General features: G+C 70.7%; 18 protein-coding genes. 14 read left to right on the forward strand and 4 right to left on the reverse strand.

Translation table 11 applies throughout. The features are described 5' to 3' along the window. The first annotated feature begins 170 nt into the window (after positions 1 to 170). The 5 genes from AB0M39_RS06765 to AB0M39_RS06785 all read left to right on the forward strand — a co-directional run bounded on the left by AB0M39_RS06765 (position 171) and on the right by AB0M39_RS06785 (position 5,384). On the forward strand, positions 171 to 1,991 hold the full coding sequence (locus AB0M39_RS06765) for a glycoside hydrolase family 15 protein (RefSeq protein WP_365360913.1): 1,821 nt from the start codon (positions 171 to 173) through the stop codon (positions 1,989 to 1,991). Positions 1,992 to 2,247: 256 nt separating this feature from the next. Beyond that, a complete protein-coding gene (locus AB0M39_RS06770) occupies positions 2,248 to 2,823 on the forward strand; it encodes a dienelactone hydrolase family protein (protein WP_365360915.1) in 576 nt (191 codons plus the stop codon). Positions 2,824 to 2,946: 123 nt separating this feature from the next. Then, the gene (locus AB0M39_RS06775; protein WP_365360917.1) at positions 2,947 to 3,756 is read left to right on the forward strand and encodes an alpha/beta hydrolase; all 810 of its coding nucleotides are present in this window, start codon (positions 2,947 to 2,949) and stop codon (positions 3,754 to 3,756) included. After that, positions 3,757 to 5,028 carry a SpoIIE family protein phosphatase gene (locus tag AB0M39_RS06780; RefSeq protein WP_365360919.1) on the forward strand — a complete coding sequence of 424 codons (1,272 nt, stop codon included), beginning with the start codon at positions 3,757 to 3,759 and terminating at the stop codon, positions 5,026 to 5,028. It abuts the gene before it with no gap. After that, on the forward strand, positions 5,025 to 5,384 hold the full coding sequence (locus tag AB0M39_RS06785; protein ID WP_365360921.1) for an STAS domain-containing protein: 360 nt from the start codon (positions 5,025 to 5,027) through the stop codon (positions 5,382 to 5,384). The genes AB0M39_RS06780 and AB0M39_RS06785 overlap by 4 nt, the downstream gene beginning before the upstream one ends. Positions 5,385 to 5,611: 227 nt before the next feature. Here the strand turns inward: AB0M39_RS06785 and AB0M39_RS06790 are convergent, their stop codons facing one another. Both AB0M39_RS06790 and AB0M39_RS06795 read right to left on the reverse strand, forming a co-directional pair. Then, on the reverse strand, positions 5,612 to 5,782 hold the full coding sequence (locus AB0M39_RS06790; RefSeq protein WP_365360923.1) for a hydrophobic protein: 171 nt from the start codon (positions 5,780 to 5,782) through the stop codon (positions 5,612 to 5,614). Between the two features lie 144 nt (positions 5,783 to 5,926). Continuing rightward, the gene (locus tag AB0M39_RS06795) at positions 5,927 to 7,150 is read right to left on the reverse strand and encodes a phospholipase D-like domain-containing protein (RefSeq protein ID WP_365360925.1); all 1,224 of its coding nucleotides are present in this window, start codon (positions 7,148 to 7,150) and stop codon (positions 5,927 to 5,929) included. Between the two features lie 171 nt (positions 7,151 to 7,321). Here AB0M39_RS06795 and AB0M39_RS06800 point away from each other — a divergent pair, with 171 nt between their 5' ends. The 4 genes from AB0M39_RS06800 to AB0M39_RS06815 all read left to right on the forward strand — a co-directional run bounded on the left by AB0M39_RS06800 (position 7,322) and on the right by AB0M39_RS06815 (position 10,344). Then, complete coding sequence (locus tag AB0M39_RS06800; protein WP_365360927.1) at positions 7,322 to 7,564, forward strand: DUF6411 family protein; 243 nt, start codon at positions 7,322 to 7,324, stop codon at positions 7,562 to 7,564. A gap of 149 nt (positions 7,565 to 7,713) precedes the next feature. Then, positions 7,714 to 8,601, forward strand: a complete 888-nt coding sequence (locus AB0M39_RS06805) for an RNA polymerase sigma factor SigF (RefSeq protein WP_365360929.1) — start codon at positions 7,714 to 7,716, stop codon at positions 8,599 to 8,601. A 665-nt stretch (positions 8,602 to 9,266) separates the two neighbouring features. Further along, positions 9,267 to 9,683, forward strand: coding sequence for a RidA family protein (locus AB0M39_RS06810; protein ID WP_365360931.1), 417 nt, complete (start codon positions 9,267 to 9,269; stop codon positions 9,681 to 9,683). Between the two features lie 232 nt (positions 9,684 to 9,915). Next, on the forward strand, positions 9,916 to 10,344 hold the full coding sequence (locus tag AB0M39_RS06815; RefSeq protein ID WP_365360933.1) for a nuclear transport factor 2 family protein: 429 nt from the start codon (positions 9,916 to 9,918) through the stop codon (positions 10,342 to 10,344). A 99-nt stretch (positions 10,345 to 10,443) separates the two neighbouring features. Here AB0M39_RS06815 and AB0M39_RS06820 read toward each other — a convergent pair whose 3' ends face one another. Next, positions 10,444 to 11,337, reverse strand: a complete 894-nt coding sequence (locus tag AB0M39_RS06820) for an NAD(P)-binding domain-containing protein (protein ID WP_365360935.1) — start codon at positions 11,335 to 11,337, stop codon at positions 10,444 to 10,446. A gap of 97 nt (positions 11,338 to 11,434) precedes the next feature. On the opposite strand from AB0M39_RS06820, the gene AB0M39_RS06825 reads away from it, so the two are divergent. From AB0M39_RS06825 to AB0M39_RS06845, 5 genes are all read left to right on the forward strand, one after another. Beyond that, positions 11,435 to 12,031 (forward strand): TetR/AcrR family transcriptional regulator, encoded by a 597-nt coding sequence (locus tag AB0M39_RS06825; protein WP_365360937.1) that lies wholly within the window; start codon positions 11,435 to 11,437, stop codon positions 12,029 to 12,031. A gap of 598 nt (positions 12,032 to 12,629) precedes the next feature. Then, positions 12,630 to 12,815 carry a hypothetical protein gene (locus tag AB0M39_RS06830; protein ID WP_365360939.1) on the forward strand — a complete coding sequence of 62 codons (186 nt, stop codon included), beginning with the start codon at positions 12,630 to 12,632 and terminating at the stop codon, positions 12,813 to 12,815. Between the two features lie 395 nt (positions 12,816 to 13,210). Continuing rightward, complete coding sequence (locus AB0M39_RS06835; protein ID WP_365361186.1) at positions 13,211 to 13,843, forward strand: LuxR C-terminal-related transcriptional regulator; 633 nt, start codon at positions 13,211 to 13,213, stop codon at positions 13,841 to 13,843. Positions 13,844 to 14,063: 220 nt separating this feature from the next. Continuing rightward, positions 14,064 to 14,807, forward strand: a complete 744-nt coding sequence (locus tag AB0M39_RS06840; protein ID WP_365360941.1) for a DUF4255 domain-containing protein — start codon at positions 14,064 to 14,066, stop codon at positions 14,805 to 14,807. After that, positions 14,804 to 16,900 carry an ATP-binding protein gene (locus AB0M39_RS06845; RefSeq protein WP_365360943.1) on the forward strand — a complete coding sequence of 699 codons (2,097 nt, stop codon included), beginning with the start codon at positions 14,804 to 14,806 and terminating at the stop codon, positions 16,898 to 16,900. Before AB0M39_RS06840 ends, AB0M39_RS06845 begins: the two co-directional genes overlap by 4 nt. Positions 16,901 to 16,934: 34 nt before the next feature. Here the strand turns inward: AB0M39_RS06845 and AB0M39_RS06850 are convergent, their stop codons facing one another. Then, complete coding sequence (locus AB0M39_RS06850; protein WP_365360945.1) at positions 16,935 to 18,257, reverse strand: ricin-type beta-trefoil lectin domain protein; 1,323 nt, start codon at positions 18,255 to 18,257, stop codon at positions 16,935 to 16,937. Between the last annotated feature and the right edge of the window lie 223 nt (positions 18,258 to 18,480).

Below are 18,480 nucleotides of genomic sequence, written 5' to 3' on the forward strand. Positions count from 1 at the left end.
GGGCGGGAGCAGACGCGGCACGCGGGAAGGGACCGTCGACCGTGGCGACGTGGCAGGCATGGCAGACGTGGCGCGCACGGCAGACGTAGCAGGCGTACTAGACGTGGCAGACGTGACCAGGGTGCCTGATAGTGGACACAGGGGGCTGCCTTGGAGACCTCGGAGCCGCAATGGACCGCTATCCTCCCATCGCCGAGCACGGGCTGGTGGGCGACCTTCAGACCGCGGCGCTCGTGTCGTCGCAGGGAGTCGTCGACTGGTTCGCGGCTCCCCGGTTCGACTCGCCCAGCATTTTCGCCGCCCTGCTCGACCACGATCGTGGCGGCTATCTGCGGCTGGCTCCCGAGCATCCCGACGGCACGTGCAAACAGCTCTACTACCCGGACACCGCCATCCTGGTGACACGGTTCATGTCACCGGACGGGGTGGGCGAGGTCGTCGACTTCATGCCCCCGGACCGGACCCGCACCGCGACCGACCGGCACACCCTGGTCCGCATGGTCCGCACCGTGCGGGGGAGCGTCGATTTCAACCTCGAGTGCAGGCCGCGCTTCGACTACGGCCGGGCCGAGCACAAGCTCGAACTCGGCCAAGAGGGCGCCGTGTTCCGGGCTCCGGGGATCGACGGGCATCTGCAGACCACGTTTCCGCTGGAGCGGGACGGCCAGGACGTGCGCGGAAAGGTGACCCTGCGCGCCGGCGAGTCCGGTGGAGTCGTCTTCACGGTCTGTGCCTCCGGCGGCGACGCGCCCGCGCCCCTTACGGCCGACTTGTTCGAAGAGCAGTTCGACGAGGTCAGCCGGTTCTGGCGGCACTGGCTGCGCAAGTCCCGCTACCGGGGCCGCTGGCCCGAACTGGTGCACCGCTCGGCCATCACCCTCAAACTCCTCACCTACGCCCCCACTGGCGGACTGGTCGCGGCAGCCACCATGGGCTTGCCCGAACAGGTCGGAGGCGAGCGCAACTGGGACTACCGGTTCACCTGGGTACGGGACGGGGCGCTGTCGGTACGGGCCATGCTGGACCTCGGCTTCGTCGAGGAGGCCACCGCGTTCGTCCACTGGCTGGTGGACAGGCTCCGTGAGCGGGAAGGCAAAGAGGGGGAGCCGCTCCAGACGATGTACCGGATCGATGGGGATCCCGACCTGCCGGAAGAGACACTCGACCACTTCGAGGGATATCGCGGCTCCGCCCCCGTCCGCATCGGGAACGGCGCCGCTGACCAACTCCAGCTGGACATCTACGGCGAGGCCGTCTACGCGGTGTCCCAGGGGCGCGAGCTCGCGCAGCAGGCCAGCTTCGAGGGATGGCGGACGCTTGCCCGGACCCTGGACTGGCTCGCAGATGCCTGGGACCGGCCGGACGAAGGCATCTGGGAGACCAGGGGCGGCCGTCAGGACTTCACGTACAGCCGGGTGATGTCGTGGGTCGCCTTCGACCACGGGCTGCAGCTGGCCGATCACTTCCGCAGGCCCGCCGACCTGGAACGATGGCGAAATGCACGGGACGCCGTGTTCGAGCAGATCATGGAACGCGGCTGGAGCGACAAGGAGCGCGCCTTCGTCCAGCACTACGACGGCGATGTCCTGGACGCCTCGCTGCTGCTCATGCCCAGAGTGGGGTTCATCGCTCCCCGTGACAGGGCCTGGCTCTCCACGCTCGAGGCGATGGACCGCAAGCTCGTCTCCGACAGCCTCGTCTACCGCTACGACCCGGCGGCGTCGCCGGACGGGCTGCGCGGGTCGGAGGGCACCTTCAGCCTGTGCACCTTCCTCTACGTCGATGCTCTGGCCAGGGCGGGGCAGGTCTCCCAGGCCCGCTACACCTTCGAGAAGATGCAGACCTACGCCAACCACGTGGGGCTGTTCGCCGAGGAGGTCGGTCCCAGCGGGGAGCAGCTGGGCAACTTCCCGCAGGCGTTCACGCACTTGTCTCTGATCATGGCCGCCATCACGCTCGACGAGGTGATCGACGCCGAGAACGGCAGGTGATGCATCCACGGTCAGGCATGCCTCAGGCATGCCCGTCGGGCGGGAGGGCTCGCCGACCTCGAAGTCGGCCTCGCCCAACCGGGACCACCGACCTCGAAGTCGGCCTCACCGAACCGGGACCACCGCCCTCGAAGTCCGTCTCGCCGACCCGGGACCACCGACCTGATCCTGTCCGGCCGAGGCCCGCGGATGTCAGTGCCGCGGGCCATACTCGTGCCGCGGCGCCACCCGGGCGCCGCGGCACGAGGAGAGCGACATGGCTGAGGTGCTGGTCTTCCACCACGGGCACGGGCTGACCGCCGGCGTTCGCGAGTTCGCCGAGCGGTTGCGACGGGCCGGACACACCGTCCACGCCCCAGACCTGTACGAGGGGCACGTATTCGACACCCTCGAGGAGGGCGCCGGCTACGCCGAGAGCGTCGGTTTCGACACGATCATCGCGCGCGGAGCCGCCGCCGCCGAGGGACTGCCCGCGGAGCTCGTCTATGTCGGCTTCTCGCTCGGCGTCCTGCCGGCACAGAAGCTGGCCCAGACCCGCCCCGGCGCACAGGGCGCGCTGTTTCTCGAGGCATGCGTCCCGATCTCGGAGTTCGGCGGCGCCTGGCCCAAGGGCGTCCCGGTTCAGATCCACGGCATGGACGCGGATCCGTTCTTCGCCGGCGAGGGCGATGTGGACGCCGCCCGCGCGCTCGTCGAGACGGCGACGGATGCCGAGCTGTTCCTCTACCCCGGCGACAGGCACCTGTTCACCGACAGCAGCCTCCCGTCCTACGACGAACAGGCCGCACAGCAGGTCAGCCATCGGGTGCTCGGCTTCCTCGGCCGCGTCTGAGTTCCTCGGCGGACCGCTTGAAGTCGGCGCGTCCCTGACAGGCGGGAACGGGGATCTGCCACCGGTGCGTATGGCTGAGGGGGACCCGGACGGGGGTCCGATCTGTCTGCGAGGATGTGCCGCATGGATGTGCGGAGCAGGAACCATGTGACGGTGACCGGCAGGCCCGGCGGGCCCGTGGTGATGCTGGCGCACGGCTTCGGGTGCGACCAGAACATGTGGCGCCTGGTGGCGCCGATTCTGGAGCGGGACTTCACCGTGGTGCTCTTCGACCACGTGGGAGCGGGGCGTTCCGATCTGTCGTCGTGGAGCAGGGAGCGCTACTCCACGCTGGGCGGCTATGCCGATGACGTGGTGCAGATCTGCCGTGAGCTGGCGCTCGGCCCGGTGACGTTCGTCGGGCACTCGGTGAGCGCGATGATGGGCGTGCTCGCCTCGGCACAAGAGCCGGAGGCGTTCGCCGGCCTGGTCCTGCTCGCCCCCTCGCCGTGTTTCATCGACGACCCGGCCTCCGGCTACCGGGGCGGGTTCAGCGCCGAGGACATCGACGAGCTGCTGGAGTCCCTGGAAGCGAACTACCTGGGCTGGTCGGGCGCCATGGCCCCGGTCATCATGGGCAATCCGGAGCGTCCCGAACTGGGCGAGGAGCTGACCAACAGCTTCTGCCGCACCGATCCGGACATCGCCCGGGTCTTCGCCCGGGTGACGTTCCTCTCCGACAACCGCCAGGATCTCGCGAAGGTGACGGTTCCCGCCCTGGTCGCGCAGTGTTCCAGCGACGCGATCGCACCGCCCGAGGTGGGCGACTTCGTGCAGGCGCAGATACCCGGCAGCCGACTGGTCACGCTGAACGCGACCGGCCACTGCCCGCAGCTCGCCGCCCCGGAGGAGACCGCTGCCGCGATCGCCGCCTTCGCCGGAGCGAGCCGATAGATGTGCAAGACGGGCGACAGCGAGGCCGGCGAGAACAGCGGCAGTCCCCTGCCGCAAGGACAGCCCCGTGACGAGCAGGCGATGTTCTCGGCACTGCTGGAGGACAGCGCGGAAGACCTGTACCAGCATGCGCCGTGCGGCTACCTCTCCACCCTGCTGGACGGCAAGATCGCGAAGATCAACACCACGCTGCTGGACTGGCTCGGCTACGACCGCGGCGACCTGGTGGGCCGCAGGATGTTCTCCGACCTCCTCACTGTCGGCGGCCGCCTCTACCACGAGACCCACTTCGCGCCTCTGCTGCGCATGCAGGGCGAGATCAGCGGCATCGCCCTGGAGCTCAAGGCCGCCGACGGCAGCCGGCTGCCGGTCCTGGTGACCTCCACCGTCAAGTCGGGCAGCGACGGGCAGCCGCTGCTGATCCGCACCACCGTCTTCGACGCCCGCGACCGCCGCGCCTACGAGACCGAGCTATTGCGCGCCCGCCAGGAGTCAGACCGAGAGCGCGAACGCCTCCAGCGCCTGAACGCCACGCTCCAGAAGACGCTGCTGCCACCCGCGCTGGCGAACGTGCCCGGCCTGGACGTCGCCGCCCACTACCACGTCGCCTCTGCCGACGAGGTCGGCGGCGACTTCTACGACCTGTTCCCCCTTGCCGCCGGCACCTGGGGTTTCTTCCTGGGCGACGTGTGCGGCAAAGGCGCGGCCGCCGCGGCCGTCACCTCCCTGGCCCGCTACACGCTGCGCGCCGCCGCCGTCTACGACCCGGACCCGGCCGCCGTCCTCGCCAACCTCAACACGGTGTTGAACCACGAGTTCAACGGGCATGACCCGCGGTTCTGCACCGTCGTCTTCGGCGTGCTCACCCCGGACGGCGACGAAGGCGGCTTCCGCGTCGCCCTGGCCAGCGGTGGCCACCCCTCGGCCCTGCTGATGCGCGCCGACGGCCACGCCGACTACCTGCCCACCCCCGGCGGCCAGCTCATCGGCGCTCTGCCCGACGCCCACATCGCCACCACCAGCGTCCGCCTCGACCCGGGCGACACCCTGCTTCTGCACACCGACGGCCTCACCGAAGCCCACAACTCCGACGGCGACCGCTACGGCGACGAAGCCCTTCTGGAGTTCGCCCAGAGGCTCGCTCCCACCACCGCGGTCGATGCGGTGGCCGCGATCCGGGACCTGCTCGACACCCTCGGCACCGGCGTGGACGACGACACCGCCGTCCTGGCCCTCAACGTGCCCCGATCCACCAGTGAAGAGCACACGTGACCCACGCACTGACCGTCCACACCCGCACCACCCCCGCCGGCCCGGTCATCGAACTGGCGGGGGACCTGGACCATCACACCGCGACGGACGTACGCGCCCTTCTGTCCGACCTCGCTCTCACCGAGGGTCAGCAGCTCGTCATCGACCTCGCCCAGCTCGCCTTCTGCGACTCCAGCGGTATCACCGTCCTGATCGCAGCCCGCAACCGCGCCCTGACAGCCGACGCGGCCGTCGTCCTGGCGGCAGTACCCGACCGCGTCAGCCGAGTCTTCCGCGTCGTCGGTCTGGAGCACGTCTTCCCCGCCTATCCCACCGCGCAGGCAGCCGAGGCCGCCTGGACGCCTCCGGCCTGCTGAACAAGGAAAGCGGCCGGGGCGGATGGCGCTGGAGGCGCAATGTTCCCTGCGTAGACGCCGCCCACCCCGGCCGCACTGATACGTCTGCCCTGGAAACCCGGCCCTAAGATCCGCTTTTGCGTGTCCCCGTGTTTCCCTGTTTTTTCGTCCAGTGGGCGGAGACTGAATATGCCTGTGGGGCGCACCGGAGAGATCTCCGGTGCGCCCCACACGCATGCTGAGCTGTTCTACCAGCGGTACCAGCGGCCCTTGCGGCCGCCATGGCCTGCCGGGCGGACCACGAAGCCGAGCAGCCAGACCACCAGCACGATGACGGCAATCCACCACAGGGCCTTGAGGGCGAAGCCGGCGCCGAAAAGAACCAGCGCGAGAAGCAGAATGAGGAGCAGGGGAACCATAGTTATCAACCTCCGAGCAGTCGTGTGCCCTGCCGGATTCCTCTCATGCTCGAAATCCTGTGCGTTTATACGGGGTTTACGTGGGAATTCGCTTTGCCGGCCACGGCGTGCTGCGATTGTCGGTCGTCGGTCGTCGGTCGTCGGTCACAGGAAGCGGCGGATCGGCCGGACGGCGACTTCCCTAACCCGCTGGACGGCAGACCGTCTCTTCCAGCGGCCCGCCCGGATCAGTTCACTGGCGGCCACATCCGCCTCGAAGTGCTCGTCCAGCGTTGCGGTGAACTCCTGGTCCAGGACGGCGAGCATGACTTCTTCGTCGTGGTCGAGGGAGCGGCGGTTGAAGTTCGTCGAGCCGACGAGAGCGGCGACGTGGTCGACGGTGATGACCTTGGCGTGCATCATCGTCGGCTGGTACTGGTAGATCTTCACCCCGCACGCGGTGAGGTCTTCGTAGAAGTGCTGGCCGGCGAGCTGGCAGACCCGCTTGTCGGTGTGCGGGCCGGGCAGCAGGATCTCCACCTCGACCCCGCGCCGGGCGGTGGCGCAGAGCAGTTCGACGAAGTACGCGTCCGGTGAGAAGTAGGCGGTGGCCAGGCGGAAGCGCTCCTCGGCGGATTCCAGCATCACGCGGATCAGGGTCTGCATGTCCTGCCAGCCATAGCTGGCCGAGCCGCGCACCACCTGCACGAGGGCGTTGCCCTGCGGGCGTTGCTCGATGAACCGGTCGCGGTCGTCGAAGAGCTCGTCGTGGCACTCGGCCCAGTTCTGGGCGAACGCGGCGGCGATGCCGTCCACCGCGGGCCCGCGGACCTCGACGTGCGTGTCGCGCCACTCGTTCTCGTTGCGCGCATCGCCGCACCACTCCTCGGCGATGCCCACCCCGCCCGTGAACGCGGTCTCCTCGTCGACGACGAGGACCTTGCGGTGGCAGCGGTGGTTCTGCTTGAGCGGTGAGAGATACAGCGGCTTGCGGAACCACGCCACCTGCACCCCCGCCCGCTCCATCGCGTCAAGCAGCTCGGTTTCGATCAGCCGGCTGCCGAACCCGTCCAGCAGCAGCCGCACCCGTACCCCGGCGCGGGCCCGCTCCGCGAGCGCCTGGGCGAACTCGCGGGCGATGTCGCCTTTCCAGTACACGAACGTCATCATGTCCACCGTGTGCTCGGCACGGCGGATGCCGGACAGCATCGCGGCGAAGATCTCGTCCCCGTTCCGCAAGGGGACGACCGCGTTCCCCTCGGTCGCCGCGATCCCTATCAGCCGCTCCAGACGCCGCCGTATCCGCGCTACACGGTCCTCGATGGACGGTGTGCCTGGCGCTTCGGCGACCTGAGGGGTCGACTCGTGCGGTTCTTGCGTACTGGTCATGGCCTCACCTGGCCGGAACAGAACGAGGAATCGTCAGGCCGCGGCACCCGGTCCGGCGCAGGCTGAGCAGCGAGCCGACTGTACCCCCGGGCCCGGCCGGTAGCGGCCACGGCGCATGCGCCTGCACGGGCGGGGCAGACGCCAGACACACACCGACCCAAGGAGCCCTTCATGATGGTTGTCGGCATTGTCGCCATATGTATCGTCCTGGCAGTACTCGCCTTCTTCGTGCCCCGCCTCTCCCGACACCCCGAACGCGGCACCCAGCGCACCCTGGGAGTCGGATCACGCGCCGGAGGCAAGGCCCCCGGCATCCTGGGCCGGATCTTCAGCAAGCCCTTCCGCAGCAGCTCCAAGGCCGTGGGCCGCAGCGGCTCCGCCGGCCGCCGTGCGCGAGGCCGTATGCCCTTCTGAGGCCAGGCGCTGAAGCAGGACCTGACAAGCGAACCGGTCACCGGGCCTCGGCCACCGTTTTCGTTTCCTCGCAGGTAGCAGGCATGCGCACGCCATATCGGGGAAGGAGCCGGTCCGAGACGACTGCACCACCAGGGAAGGAACGGAACATGGCAGCGACTTCGGCGCCGAACACCGACACTGTGCGGACCGAGGGAGTAGCCCTGCCGGCAGGGGTTGCTGCCGCCTCCGGCGAGCTGCCCTGGATCGAGGACGCGGGCAAGGTGGCGCCCAAGGACGCCCGAGCTCTGTCCAAGCTGTTCTTCGACCAGCTCGAGGTCTTGGAGGAGGGCACGCACGCGTACCAGTACGCGCGAAACACCCTCATCGAGATGAATCTCTCCCTGGTCCGCTTCGCGGCCCGCCGGTTCCGCAACTCCGGCACCGGCGACATGGAGGACATCGTCCAGGTCGGCACGATCGGCCTGATCAAGGCGATCGACCGGTTCGACCTCTCGCGCGAAGTCGAGTTCGCCACCTTCGCCGTTCCCTACATCGTCGGTGAGATCAAGCGCTTCTTCCGCGACACCACGTGGGCCGTCCATGTGCCCCGCCGCCTTCAGGAACTGCGCGTCGACATCGCCCAGGCCAAGGAGCATCTCGCCGCCCGCCTGGACCGCGAACCGACTGTCAAGGAACTCGCCGGGCATCTGGATCTCAGCGAGGACGAGGTCATCGAAGGCATCGTCGCCTCCAACGGCTACACCGCCGGCCCGCTGGACATGCCCAGCGACAGCGACACGACGACCGGCCCCGCGCGCTCCTACGCCGACGTGCTCGGAGCCGCAGATCCCGCCATGGAGCTGATGGAGGACCTGCGCACGCTGGCCCCGCTCCTCCATCAGCTCGACGACCGGGACCGCCGCATCATCGAGATGCGCTTCGGGCAGGAGATGACCCAGTCGCAGATCGGCGCGGAACTCGGCATCTCACAGATGCACGTCTCCCGGCTCCTGTCCCGCGCGCTCACTCAGCTCCGCACCGGCATGTTCGCCTGAGACCGCTGGCAGCGCCTCTGCCGCCTGCCGGCACGTCCGTACGTGGTCGTCGCCCTGCACGTGCGGGGCGACGACCACTTCGCTCCGCCAGCGGGCCCAATGAGATGTGACTGCGGGAGACACGGCTCCCTGTGACGATCACCGCGTTGCGGTTGTACGTGGTCGATGCGTCCAGGTGTAAGGAAAGCTGTCGCCGCAGCTCCGGGCCGGCGGTGATCTCCGCTGTCAGGGCGTCGCGGGCCGCGGTCTGGGCCGCAGTGTCCTCAGGGTCGGCGTCGAGAGCATGCAGGGCCGCCGCTCCGCGCGAGGTGGAGCTGAGGCGGGTGCGTAAGAGCCCGGCGAGGGCGGTACCACCGCTCTCGCCGACGGCACCCGCCGCTCCTGCGGCGGCCGCCGTCACGATGCTGCCGACTGCCGCGGCCGCGAGTTCCGATGCGTCCATGCGTTCCCCCTGCTCCTGTCTGCCAGGAGACCATCATCGTCAGGCCGCGCGGCGACGGAAGAGCACTTCCCCATAACGACGGCCTCGCCGAGATCCCCGTAAGCCCGCCGGGCCTCGGGAATGGATCTCGATGCTCCGTGGCTGTCTTGAGTGGATCACAGTCGGGATGGCGATCGCGGCCACCCGGCCTCCCCCTATGGCCTTTTGAAGGAGTGTCAGCAGCATGTCCGCTACACAGCCCGCCGTCGAACGTGTACGCGTCTCCGCGGAGCCCGACTGGTACGAGTCGGCCGGCATATCGCTCGGCGTCCGGGTCGGGAACCTGGTCTTCACCTCGGGCCAGGCCCCGATCGACGCCCAGGGGGCCACGGTCGGCGCTGGGGACTTCGAGGCGCAGGCCCGTCAGGCGCTCGCGAACCTGTCGACGGTGTTGACGAACGCGGGCTCCAGCCTCGACGAGGTGGTCAAGGCGACCGTGTTCGTCACCGACATCGCGCGGCAGGACGTCTTCGCCAAGCTCCGCGCAGAACACTTCCCGAACAAGCCGCATCTTGCCGAGTCGTTCGTGGAGGTCTCCTCGCTCGCCGACCCCGAGTGGATGATCGAGATCGAGGCGATCGGGCTCGTTCGGCAAGGCTGAACCTGTGGGCCTGCCGCCTGTGCCGCACGGGCACGGGCGGTGGGCCCAGCCGGGCCCGGTGCTCAGGAAGGGTGTACGCGCGGCCTACGGCTCAGGTCCTGGTGGTCGGAGCAGGCGCCCCTGCTCATTACCTCGGGCGTAATCGACCACTCTCGCCGCTCCCGGCAGGATTGAGCACATCGACGGGAACCCCCGTCGGATCCGATCCGGCCGCAGTCGCGAGGGGAACACCATGTCCGCCACCACCGCAGGTTCCGTCGCCGAGGCCACCCGGGCCGTCGTGCAGGAGTTCATCAACGCCCGCCTGGCCGGGGACACAGGTCGGCTCGAAGAGCTGTTCGCCGACGAGGTCGACTGGCTGCTCGCCGAGAACCCCGTGGTCCCGTGGATCCGCCCCCGGTCCACGGCCGCCGAATGTGCGGCCCAGTTCACGGAGTTGATGGAGCACACCGTGCCCGAGGACGCGAGCGCCTCGCTCGACGCCTTCCTCGTCGACGGCGCCAGTGCCGTACTGATGGGCCGTGTGTCGGGGACCGTACGGGCGACGGGCAAGTCCTTCGAGGGCCCGTTCGCGCTGCACCTCACCGTCGAGGACGGCCGGATCACCCGTCACCACCTCTACGAGAACAGCCTGTCGATCGCCGAGGCCTGCACCCCGTGACGGCACGGGCCGGGATGGGCATCGCAGGTGCGTCATTGGACGTGCGAATCCGGCCGCCTCAGCCCGTCGGCTGACTGGGCAAGTCCCTTAGGGGAGTGGCTACTTCGACGCCGGTCCCTGCTGGAGCATCTCGATCAGTCGCGTCAGGCTGTCCTCCGCGTAGCCCTCGGCCGCCCCCCGCCGGAACGTCTCCAGCACCGCGGCGGGCAGTGCCGGGTCCACGCCCGAGTCCCGCGTCGTATGCACGACATGGTCCAGGCTCGCCACGGCCATCGAGATCCGCTCGACGTCGCCGGAGTGCTGCCCCGCCTCGATCCGCGGTGTGTAGAAGTCGAGGAACTGGCTCATCCCGCCCAGCGTCTCGGCGGCGTACGGCTTGATCTCCGAGGCGCTGATGCCGTTCGCGTTCGCCACCGCCAGCGTGTGCAGCCAGGCGGTCAGGGCGGTCCAGAACAGGTCCATCTGGAGCTGGTAGTAGAGCGCGGCCAGCCCCGGGTCCTCGCCGCGGTAGTCCGTCCCCGTGATCACCTTCAGGACGTCCTCGTACTCGTCGAAGAGATCCCGGGGGCCGCTGTAGTAGGTGTCGGACTCCGCCGATCCGATGCCGGACGGCGGTGTCAGCACTCCGCCGGTGAGGTGGCGCGCTCCGTGCTTCGCCGCCCAGGCGGCCCCCTCGCGGGCCTTCTGCGGGGTGTCCGAGCTGAGGTTGACCAGGACGCGGCCCTGAAGCGCCGAGACGGCGGGCTCCAGGATGGCGTACATCGCGGCGTAGTCGGTGAGGCTCAGCACCACCGTCCTGTTGGCCGTCAGCGCCTCCTCGACGGTGGCGGCGCGCACCGCGCCTCTGGCGACCAGGTCGTCGGCGCGGCTCGCGGTGCGGTTCCAGACGGTGACCCGGTAGCCGGCGTCCAGGTAGGCGCCGGCCATGGCCTGGCCCATGGGGCCGAGACCGATGACCGTCACGGACGAGGTGTTCACAACAGACGTGCTCACAGAGATCTCCCCGAAAATCGCTAGAACGAACGCTCTATCCAGTGTGGAAGCTAGCACAACGGCTAGAACGAACGCTCTAGTTGGGTAAAGTGGCGGTGTGAAGACCAAGGCCCCGCACGATCCCGAGACCGCCGGAACCCGTGAGCGGATCATCCGGACGACCTCACGCCTGATGCAGCGCCAGGGCTACGAAGGCACCGGCATCAAGCAGATCTCCCGCGAGGCAGGGGCGACGCTCGGCTCGGTGTACCACTTCTTCCCCGGCGGCAAGCAGGAGCTCGGCACGGCCGCGGTGCGGCTGGGCGACGAGGAGTTCACGGAGTTCCTGCGCGAGGCCCTCGACGCGGCGCCGGAGCCGGAGAAGGCCCTCGTCAAGCTCACCGTGTCCCTCGCCGAAGGCCTGCGCGAGTCGGACTGGCTCGACGGCTGCCCGGTCACGTCCACCGTCGTGGGAACGGCGGCCAGCGCCCCCGGCATCCAGCAGGCGGCGGCCGAGGCGTTCGCGCGGTGGCGGGCGGTGGTCGCTCAGAAGCTGCGCGACACGGGGTTCGCCGAGACGGACGCCGAGGAGCTGGCGCACACGGTGATCGCCACGCTGGAGGGCGCCGAACTGGCGGCCCAGGTCGCCCGCAGCGCGGCGCCGCTGGAGGTCGCGGGGCGGCATCTGGCGCGTCTCGTCGCCTCGTACAGATGACTCCAGGGGTGACGGCTCCGAGGGAGAAGGCTCCCGTACGGACGCGCCGACTCGCTCATAGGCGATGAGGTCAGTCGTGCTGCCCCACGGCTGACGGCTCGTGACAGTGGCGGCTGGGAGGGCAGACAGGGCGCCCCGGTGGTCCAGCGCTGCTGCCCGCCCTCGCCCTCGTCGTAGGGCGCGACGGCAACCTGTCCTGGGCGCCGGATCGGGGGGTCGGAGAGCAGGGCCCGGACCGGTCCGGCCGCGGGTGCGGCGGACGTGTCAACGGCCCGTCGGGCATCGTCCCGGCGATGAGCAGCGGCGATCCGGGCGGTCCGCGTCCCGGGAACGCATTCCAGGGCCTCGGTGTTTCGCCTGGTCAATGCCCTTTCGGTCATTCCAGCTTCCCTCATTGTCCTCGTTTCGTTGCCTCACGGGGCGTCTGTCCCGAAAGGTTGGGGCAGTACCACTCGCACCACCGGGAGCACCTATGCGAACCCGAGTAGGCGTCAGCGATGTCTTCACCGCCTTCGTCCGGATCTGCTGCGTCGCAGTCGTCATCGGACTGGCCAAACGTCGCTGAGCCCACCGACACCACGGGGAAAGTCGAACCACCATGAACACCATCCGTACCCGCACCGCCGTCGCCGCCGTCGCGCTCGTTGCAGAACTGGCCCTGACCGCCTGTCAGCACGAACCCAGACCCAGCGGAGCCGCCCCCGCGGCCGGCCCGGCGAGTGGCGACGCGTCCACCGCGGCGGGCTCAAGAGCGGCTGCCTCGGCCGCCGTCGCCGAGCGGTAGCAGCGTCCCTTTCTGGCAGAGCGACCCGCAGGGCGCGCTCGCCTTCTGACCCGGCTCCGGGAGCGTCCGCCCCCAAAGCGCTGGACGCGCCGGATGCCGATGAGGGCGGCGGCAGGCTTTCCCCCCAAGCCAGCCGCCGCCCATGACCACCGCGGCCGCGCGCCGCCCAGTGCCCGGGGCCGGCATCGGCCCCAGCGCTTTCGACGGATCCGCTGTCGCCCGTCGGCCACAGGCCACAGGCCATAGGCCTCACGCCACAGGCCAGAGGCCACACGCCTCACGACGGCGGCACACTGACATAGGGAGTGAAACGGTTGCGCAGTTCCATACGCACCGTACGAACCGGCTCATCGGACACCCTGAGCCCCGCCCCGGCCGCGGCGGACATCGGCAGGATGGATCCCGGGCGCCGGATTCCCGTCGTCGTCCACGCGCCGGATCCGATCTCCCGCGCGGGCGCGCTCAGCCAGCTGCGGCACCACCCGGTGATCGACCTGCGCGACGACGCAGACGCCAGACCCGGGACCGTGGCCGTGCTGATCGGGGAGACGCCGGACGAGACCATGCTCACCCGGCTGCGCAGGCTGGTCCGCAGCGAAGGCGCGCGCGCCGTCCTGGTCGTGGGCGCGGTGCGGGAGGCCGAACTCCTCGACGTCATCGAGTGCGGTGTCGGGGCCGTCGTCTGGCGCCACGAAGCCACCGAGCACCGGCTGTTGCAGGCCGTGCTCGCGGCGTCCCGCGGCGACGGCGACCTTCCGGCCGACCTGCTCGGCCGGCTCATGAGCCAGGTGGGCACCCTTCAGCGCTCCGTCGCGGGCCAGGCCGGCGCCCCCGTGCCGGGGCTGGCGGCACGCGAGCTGGACGTCCTGCGGCTCGTCGCCGACGGGCTGGACACCAGCGAGATCGCGGGCAAGCTCTCCTACTCGGAGCGCACGGTCAAGAACGTCATGCACGGGCTGACCACCCGCCTGCACCTGCGCAACCGGGCGCATGCCGTGGCGTACGCGCTGCGCGAAGGCTACATCTGACCGTGAGGGCGCCCGCGGGGGCAGCCGCGAGCGGCCGTCCGGACACCCCGGTCCGCCCCTTCGCCGTCCCCTGCGTGCCTGCCGAAGCGGGAGCGGGCAGGGAGAGAATCGACAGCGCGCGGCGCATATACGGCGTGCGGATGCGCCAAGGACCGGCGGTACAGCGGAAGTTCGCAGCCGGCGGCGGCACGACACCTCACAGCAAGGCGGGAGCGCGACGGTGATCCACGAGGTGGACGATGTCCTCAAGAGGATCCTGGGCGGCGGCGCACTGGCCGGCTCCGGCATCGACGTCGCCTTCGAGGCGCCCACCCGCGACTGGGCGGCCCGCCGCAACGCCCCTGCCATCAACGCCTACCTGTACGACATCCGTGAGGACGTGAGCCGTCGCCAGCGGGGCACGACCCCGGTCACCGACGACAACGGAATAGTGCTGAGGCGTCGCCAGCCGCCACGCTGGTTCCGGCTGTCCTACCTCGTCACCGCCTGGACCAAGCAGCCCCAGGACGAGCACCGCCTGCTGTCGGCCGTACTGGGCTCGCTGATCACCCGCGAGATCCTCCCGGCCGAGCAACTGCCCGGCTCGCTGGGCGCGTTGGGCCTGTCGATGCCGCTCACGGTCGCCGGGACCCAGACCGAGTCCCGGTCGCTGGCCGAGATCTGGTCCGCCCTCGGCGGGGAGCTCAAGCCCTCCCTGGACGTCGTGGTGACCGCGCCGTTCCCGACGGCCCCCGAGTACGACGCCGGGCCGCCGGTCACCGAGGGGGCGGGGGTCCGCGTGCGCGGCATCGACGGCACATTGGAGGGCTCGCCGGAGCGGCGGCGCCGGCGCCCCGCCTCCCCGGCGGGCGCGGCAGCCGACGAGGCGGGCGCCGGTATCGCCGCCGACGCAGAGCGGACCGGCCGCGCGAAACCCGGCGCAACCGCCTCCCGCCGCACGACCGGGGAGCCACGGCCTCGATGACCACGTACGCCTCCGCGCACCACGACGGCCCCCGGTCGCACCACGACGGCCCGCCGTCGACCCACGCCGGGCTCCCGCCCGAGGACGCCGACCGTCCCCCCGTCCCGGCCGACGTGCTCCTGACCCGACTGGCCCGGCTGCGCGAGCGGGTCGCCCTGCTGGTCGAACTCCGCAGTGCGAACGACCCCACCGCAGAGGACCCGTTGCGGGGCCTGTACATCTCCGAGGACGCGGTGCGGCATCTGCTCGGCGCCGCCGCCCTGACGACGGCGGCCTTGCCCGGCGCCGTCCACTCGGGCGACGCGCCCGCCCCGGCCGGGGCAGCGGACGCCGACCGGCTGGCGCGCCTCGCGGCCCGGCTCGGGCTCGGCGAGCTGGACGCCGGCCTGCTCCTCGTCGCCCTCGCACCCGATCTCGACCGAGGCTTCGAGCCGCTCTACGCCTACCTCAACGACGACGTCAGCCGCCGCCGCGCCTCCATCGGGCTCGCCCTGGACCTCTGCGGGCTTGGCCTGCACGATCCCGCGGCGCGGGCCAGGCTCCACCCCGCGGCGCCGCTGGCCGCGCTCGGCCTGGTCGAGGTCGACGAGCTTGAGCGCCCCTTCCTCAGCCGCTCGCTGCGCGTCCCCGACCGGCTGATCGCCCATCTCCTCGGCGACGACACCCCGGACGCCGTACTCGCCGGGCGTCTGCGCCCGCTCACCGCGCCCTGCGGTCCGTACGACGAGGAGTTCACCCGCAGGCTCTCCGGCCGGCTCGCCGCCGCCCCGCTCACCGCCTACCTGCGAGAGCGCCGGGAGGGCGACGGACTCGTCTGCGCCGGGGCGGCCCTGGACGCGGCCGGTCTCGACGCCGTGCACTTCACCCCGGGCGCCGCCGGGCAGGAGCCGCTCGCAGAACTCCTGCGCGAGGCCCGCCTGAAGGGCTGCGCGATCGTCGTGTCACCGGTGCCGGACGATCCAGGTCCGCTGATCCGGACGCTGACCGCGAGCGACGTCACCGTGCTGTTCGCCGGGACCCGCCCGTACGACCCCCAGTGGTGCGAGAAGGACCCGCTGGTCCTCGACGTGCCGAGGCTGCGCGCCGACGCCGCCGGCGCCTGGGCCGCCGCACTCGGCACGGCGACCGGCCCCCGCTTCGACCTGGCGACGGCCGTCGCGCCGTACCGGCTGGGCGGCGAGCGCATCGCCCGGGCCGGGCGCGCCGCCCGGGAGCTCGCCGAGTTCGACCAGACCGAGCTGACCGCCGCCCATCTGCGGCTGGCCGCCCGGCTGCAGTCCGCGTCCGGCCTCGAGCGGCACGCCCGGCGGATCCGGCCCGACGTCGGCTGGGAGGACCTCGTCCTTCCGGACGCCGCCCTCGGGCAGCTGCGCGAACTCGCCCTGCGGGCCCGCCACCGCGACCGGGTCCTCGGAGAGTGGCGGCTCAGCGCCGGAGGCGGCCGGGGGCGCGGAGTGCTGGGCCTGTTCGCCGGAGAGTCCGGCACGGGCAAGACGCTGTCGGCCGAGGTGGTCGCCGCCGAACTGGGCCTGGACCTGTACGTCGTACAGCTGTCGTCCATCGTCGACAAGTACGTCGGCGAGACCGAGAAGAACCTGGAGCGGATCTTCAGCGAGGCGGACCGCACCGACGCGGTGCTGCTCTTCGACGAGGCCGACTCCGTCTTCGGCAAGCGCTCCGAGGTGAAGAACTCGCACGACCGCTACGCCAACATGGAGAGCGCGTACCTCCTCCAGCGCCTCGAGTCCTTCGACGGCATCGCCCTGCTCACCACCAATCTGCGGGCCAACATCGACGAGGCGTTCACCCGGCGACTGGACCTGGTGGTCGACTTCCCGTTCCCGGACGTGGAGCAGCGGCTCGCCCTATGGCGGCACAGCCTCTCCCGCGTGCCCTGCGCCGAGGGCGCCGATCCGGGGCCGTGCGCCCGTGACTTCGAGCTCGCCGGGGGGTCGATCCGCAGTGCCGTCGTCACCGCCGCCTATGCGGCCGCCGGCCGAGGCGAGCTGGTCACCACGGCCGACCTGCTGGAGGGCGCCCGCCGCGAGTACCGCAAGGCCGGCCGGCTGGTGCCGGGCGAGGGCAGCTGGTAGCTGGTAGCGACGCTCGCCCGGCATCTCGTGCCCGCTATTCGACGCGCCACTTCTGGTTCGACTGTCCGTTGCACGTCCACAGCACGAGCTTCGTGCCGTTGACCGTGCCACGGTCGTAGGCGTCCACGCACTTGTCCGCCTGCGGGTTCACCAGGTCGCCGGCCTGGCTGAGCACGAACTGCTGGGCCGCGTTGCCGCTGCACCGGGCCACCTGGATGGGGGCGCCGTCGTCCGTGGAGCCGGACGCGACGTCCATGCAGTAGCCGAACGAGCGCACCGTGCCGTCCTCCTTGAGCTCCCACTTCTGGTGGTCGGCTCCGGCGCAGTCCCAGATCTGGAGCTGGGTGCCGTCCAGGGCCTCGCCGTTCTGCGCGTCGGTGACGTCGACGCAGCGGTTCGAGCCCTCGCCGATGATCGAGTTGCCCGCGGCGGCGACCGGCTCCTCGGGCGGGGGCTCGACGTCCGGCTCCCCGCCCGTGTCAGGCTCGGCCTCGGGCTCCTGCGTGGGCTCCTCGGGTTTCTCCTCGGGCTCCGGAGGCGGGGCCTGTTCGGGCGACTCGCTGGGGGCGGGGAGCGCCGAGGCGCCGGCTTCCGCGGGCTTCTCCGAGGCGGCACTGCGGACTTGGGGCTTGTACCCGATCCACAGCATCACGAAGGTGATGGCGAGCGCCAGGAAGACGCCGAGGAACGTCGCGAGCCAGCGGGGGAGGAAGCCGCGCTGCACATAGGTGCCGTCGACGTCCAGCGGCGCCGTCCCGGAGCGCTGCACGGCCAGGGTGTACGGCCGCCGCTCCTTCGAGCCGAACCAGATGATCTCCCGGGGCTTGAGCGTCGCGTTCACGAAGGCGGCGCGGCCCGGCTCGATCTGGACGTTGGACGGGTGGATCTCGTACGAGAGGTCGTCGCCGTTGTCGCTTCCGCTGACCGAGCAGGTCAGCTTCGCATTGCCGACGTTGTCGATCGCCAGCTTCGGCCGCCCCCGGAAGCGGCCCTTCACGGTGGGCGGCACGAGTTCGGCCCGTACCTCCGTGAACGGCGTGATCGTCAGGACGCCTTCGGGGACGGTGGTGGCCTCGGGATGCTCGGTAGGGGTGATGCGCACGGCGTACGGATTGGGGCCCGCGGTGGCGTCGGGGGTGCGCGGCGGGGCGATGGTCAGCTCCACCGCGCCCGTCGTGCCCGGGTAGAGGCGCAGGGTCTGCGGCTCCACCGTCGTCCATGGGGAGACGTCGCCGACGGGCTCGAAGCGATACTCGTCGACGACGTCGCCGGTGTTGCGCACCCGCAGCCGTACGGTCGTCGTGCCGCCGGGATCCACGGTGGCCGACGCTGGTTCTAGAGATGTCCAAAGGCTCACGTTCGGACGCTAACGAGAACTCGGCGCGGTGTCGGGAGGCGGCGGGGCAGAGTCGTTGCCCGAACGGGCGGTGTTCGGGGCCCGCGGGCACCCCGCGAAAGCCGCGTGCCCAGCTGGTCGACGCGTCGCGGTACGCGCCCGCACGGATCCCTGCCCGCACGGCTGCCCCCGCGGTCCTTCCCCGCCGCGTTCGGGGCGTCTACCCCTGGGGCGAAGAACGTCG

The organism is Streptomyces sp. NPDC051907, from assembly GCF_040681075.1.
Taxonomy (GTDB): domain Bacteria; phylum Actinomycetota; class Actinomycetes; order Streptomycetales; family Streptomycetaceae; genus Streptomyces.

What these genes read in the sequence shown, in the direction of transcription:
- AB0M39_RS06815 (WP_365360933.1), top strand. Translation starts at nt 9,916, where the DNA reads ATGTCCGCCACCACCGCAGGTTCCGTCGCCGAGGCCACCCGGGCCGTC.
- AB0M39_RS06805 (WP_365360929.1), top strand. Translation starts at nt 7,714, where the DNA reads ATGGCAGCGACTTCGGCGCCGAACACCGACACTGTGCGGACCGAGGGA.
- AB0M39_RS06835 (WP_365361186.1), top strand. Translation starts at nt 13,211, where the DNA reads ATGGATCCCGGGCGCCGGATTCCCGTCGTCGTCCACGCGCCGGATCCG.
- AB0M39_RS06810 (WP_365360931.1), top strand. Translation starts at nt 9,267, where the DNA reads ATGTCCGCTACACAGCCCGCCGTCGAACGTGTACGCGTCTCCGCGGAG.
- AB0M39_RS06765 (WP_365360913.1), top strand. Translation starts at nt 171, where the DNA reads ATGGACCGCTATCCTCCCATCGCCGAGCACGGGCTGGTGGGCGACCTT.
- AB0M39_RS06790 (WP_365360923.1), bottom strand. Translation starts at nt 5,782, where the DNA reads ATGGTTCCCCTGCTCCTCATTCTGCTTCTCGCGCTGGTTCTTTTCGGC.
- AB0M39_RS06775 (WP_365360917.1), top strand. Translation starts at nt 2,947, where the DNA reads ATGGATGTGCGGAGCAGGAACCATGTGACGGTGACCGGCAGGCCCGGC.
- AB0M39_RS06780 (WP_365360919.1), top strand. Translation starts at nt 3,757, where the DNA reads ATGTGCAAGACGGGCGACAGCGAGGCCGGCGAGAACAGCGGCAGTCCC.
- AB0M39_RS06830 (WP_365360939.1), top strand. Translation starts at nt 12,630, where the DNA reads ATGAACACCATCCGTACCCGCACCGCCGTCGCCGCCGTCGCGCTCGTT.
- AB0M39_RS06770 (WP_365360915.1), top strand. Translation starts at nt 2,248, where the DNA reads ATGGCTGAGGTGCTGGTCTTCCACCACGGGCACGGGCTGACCGCCGGC.
- AB0M39_RS06795 (WP_365360925.1), bottom strand. Translation starts at nt 7,150, where the DNA reads ATGACCAGTACGCAAGAACCGCACGAGTCGACCCCTCAGGTCGCCGAA.
- AB0M39_RS06845 (WP_365360943.1), top strand. Translation starts at nt 14,804, where the DNA reads ATGACCACGTACGCCTCCGCGCACCACGACGGCCCCCGGTCGCACCAC.
- AB0M39_RS06800 (WP_365360927.1), top strand. Translation starts at nt 7,322, where the DNA reads ATGATGGTTGTCGGCATTGTCGCCATATGTATCGTCCTGGCAGTACTC.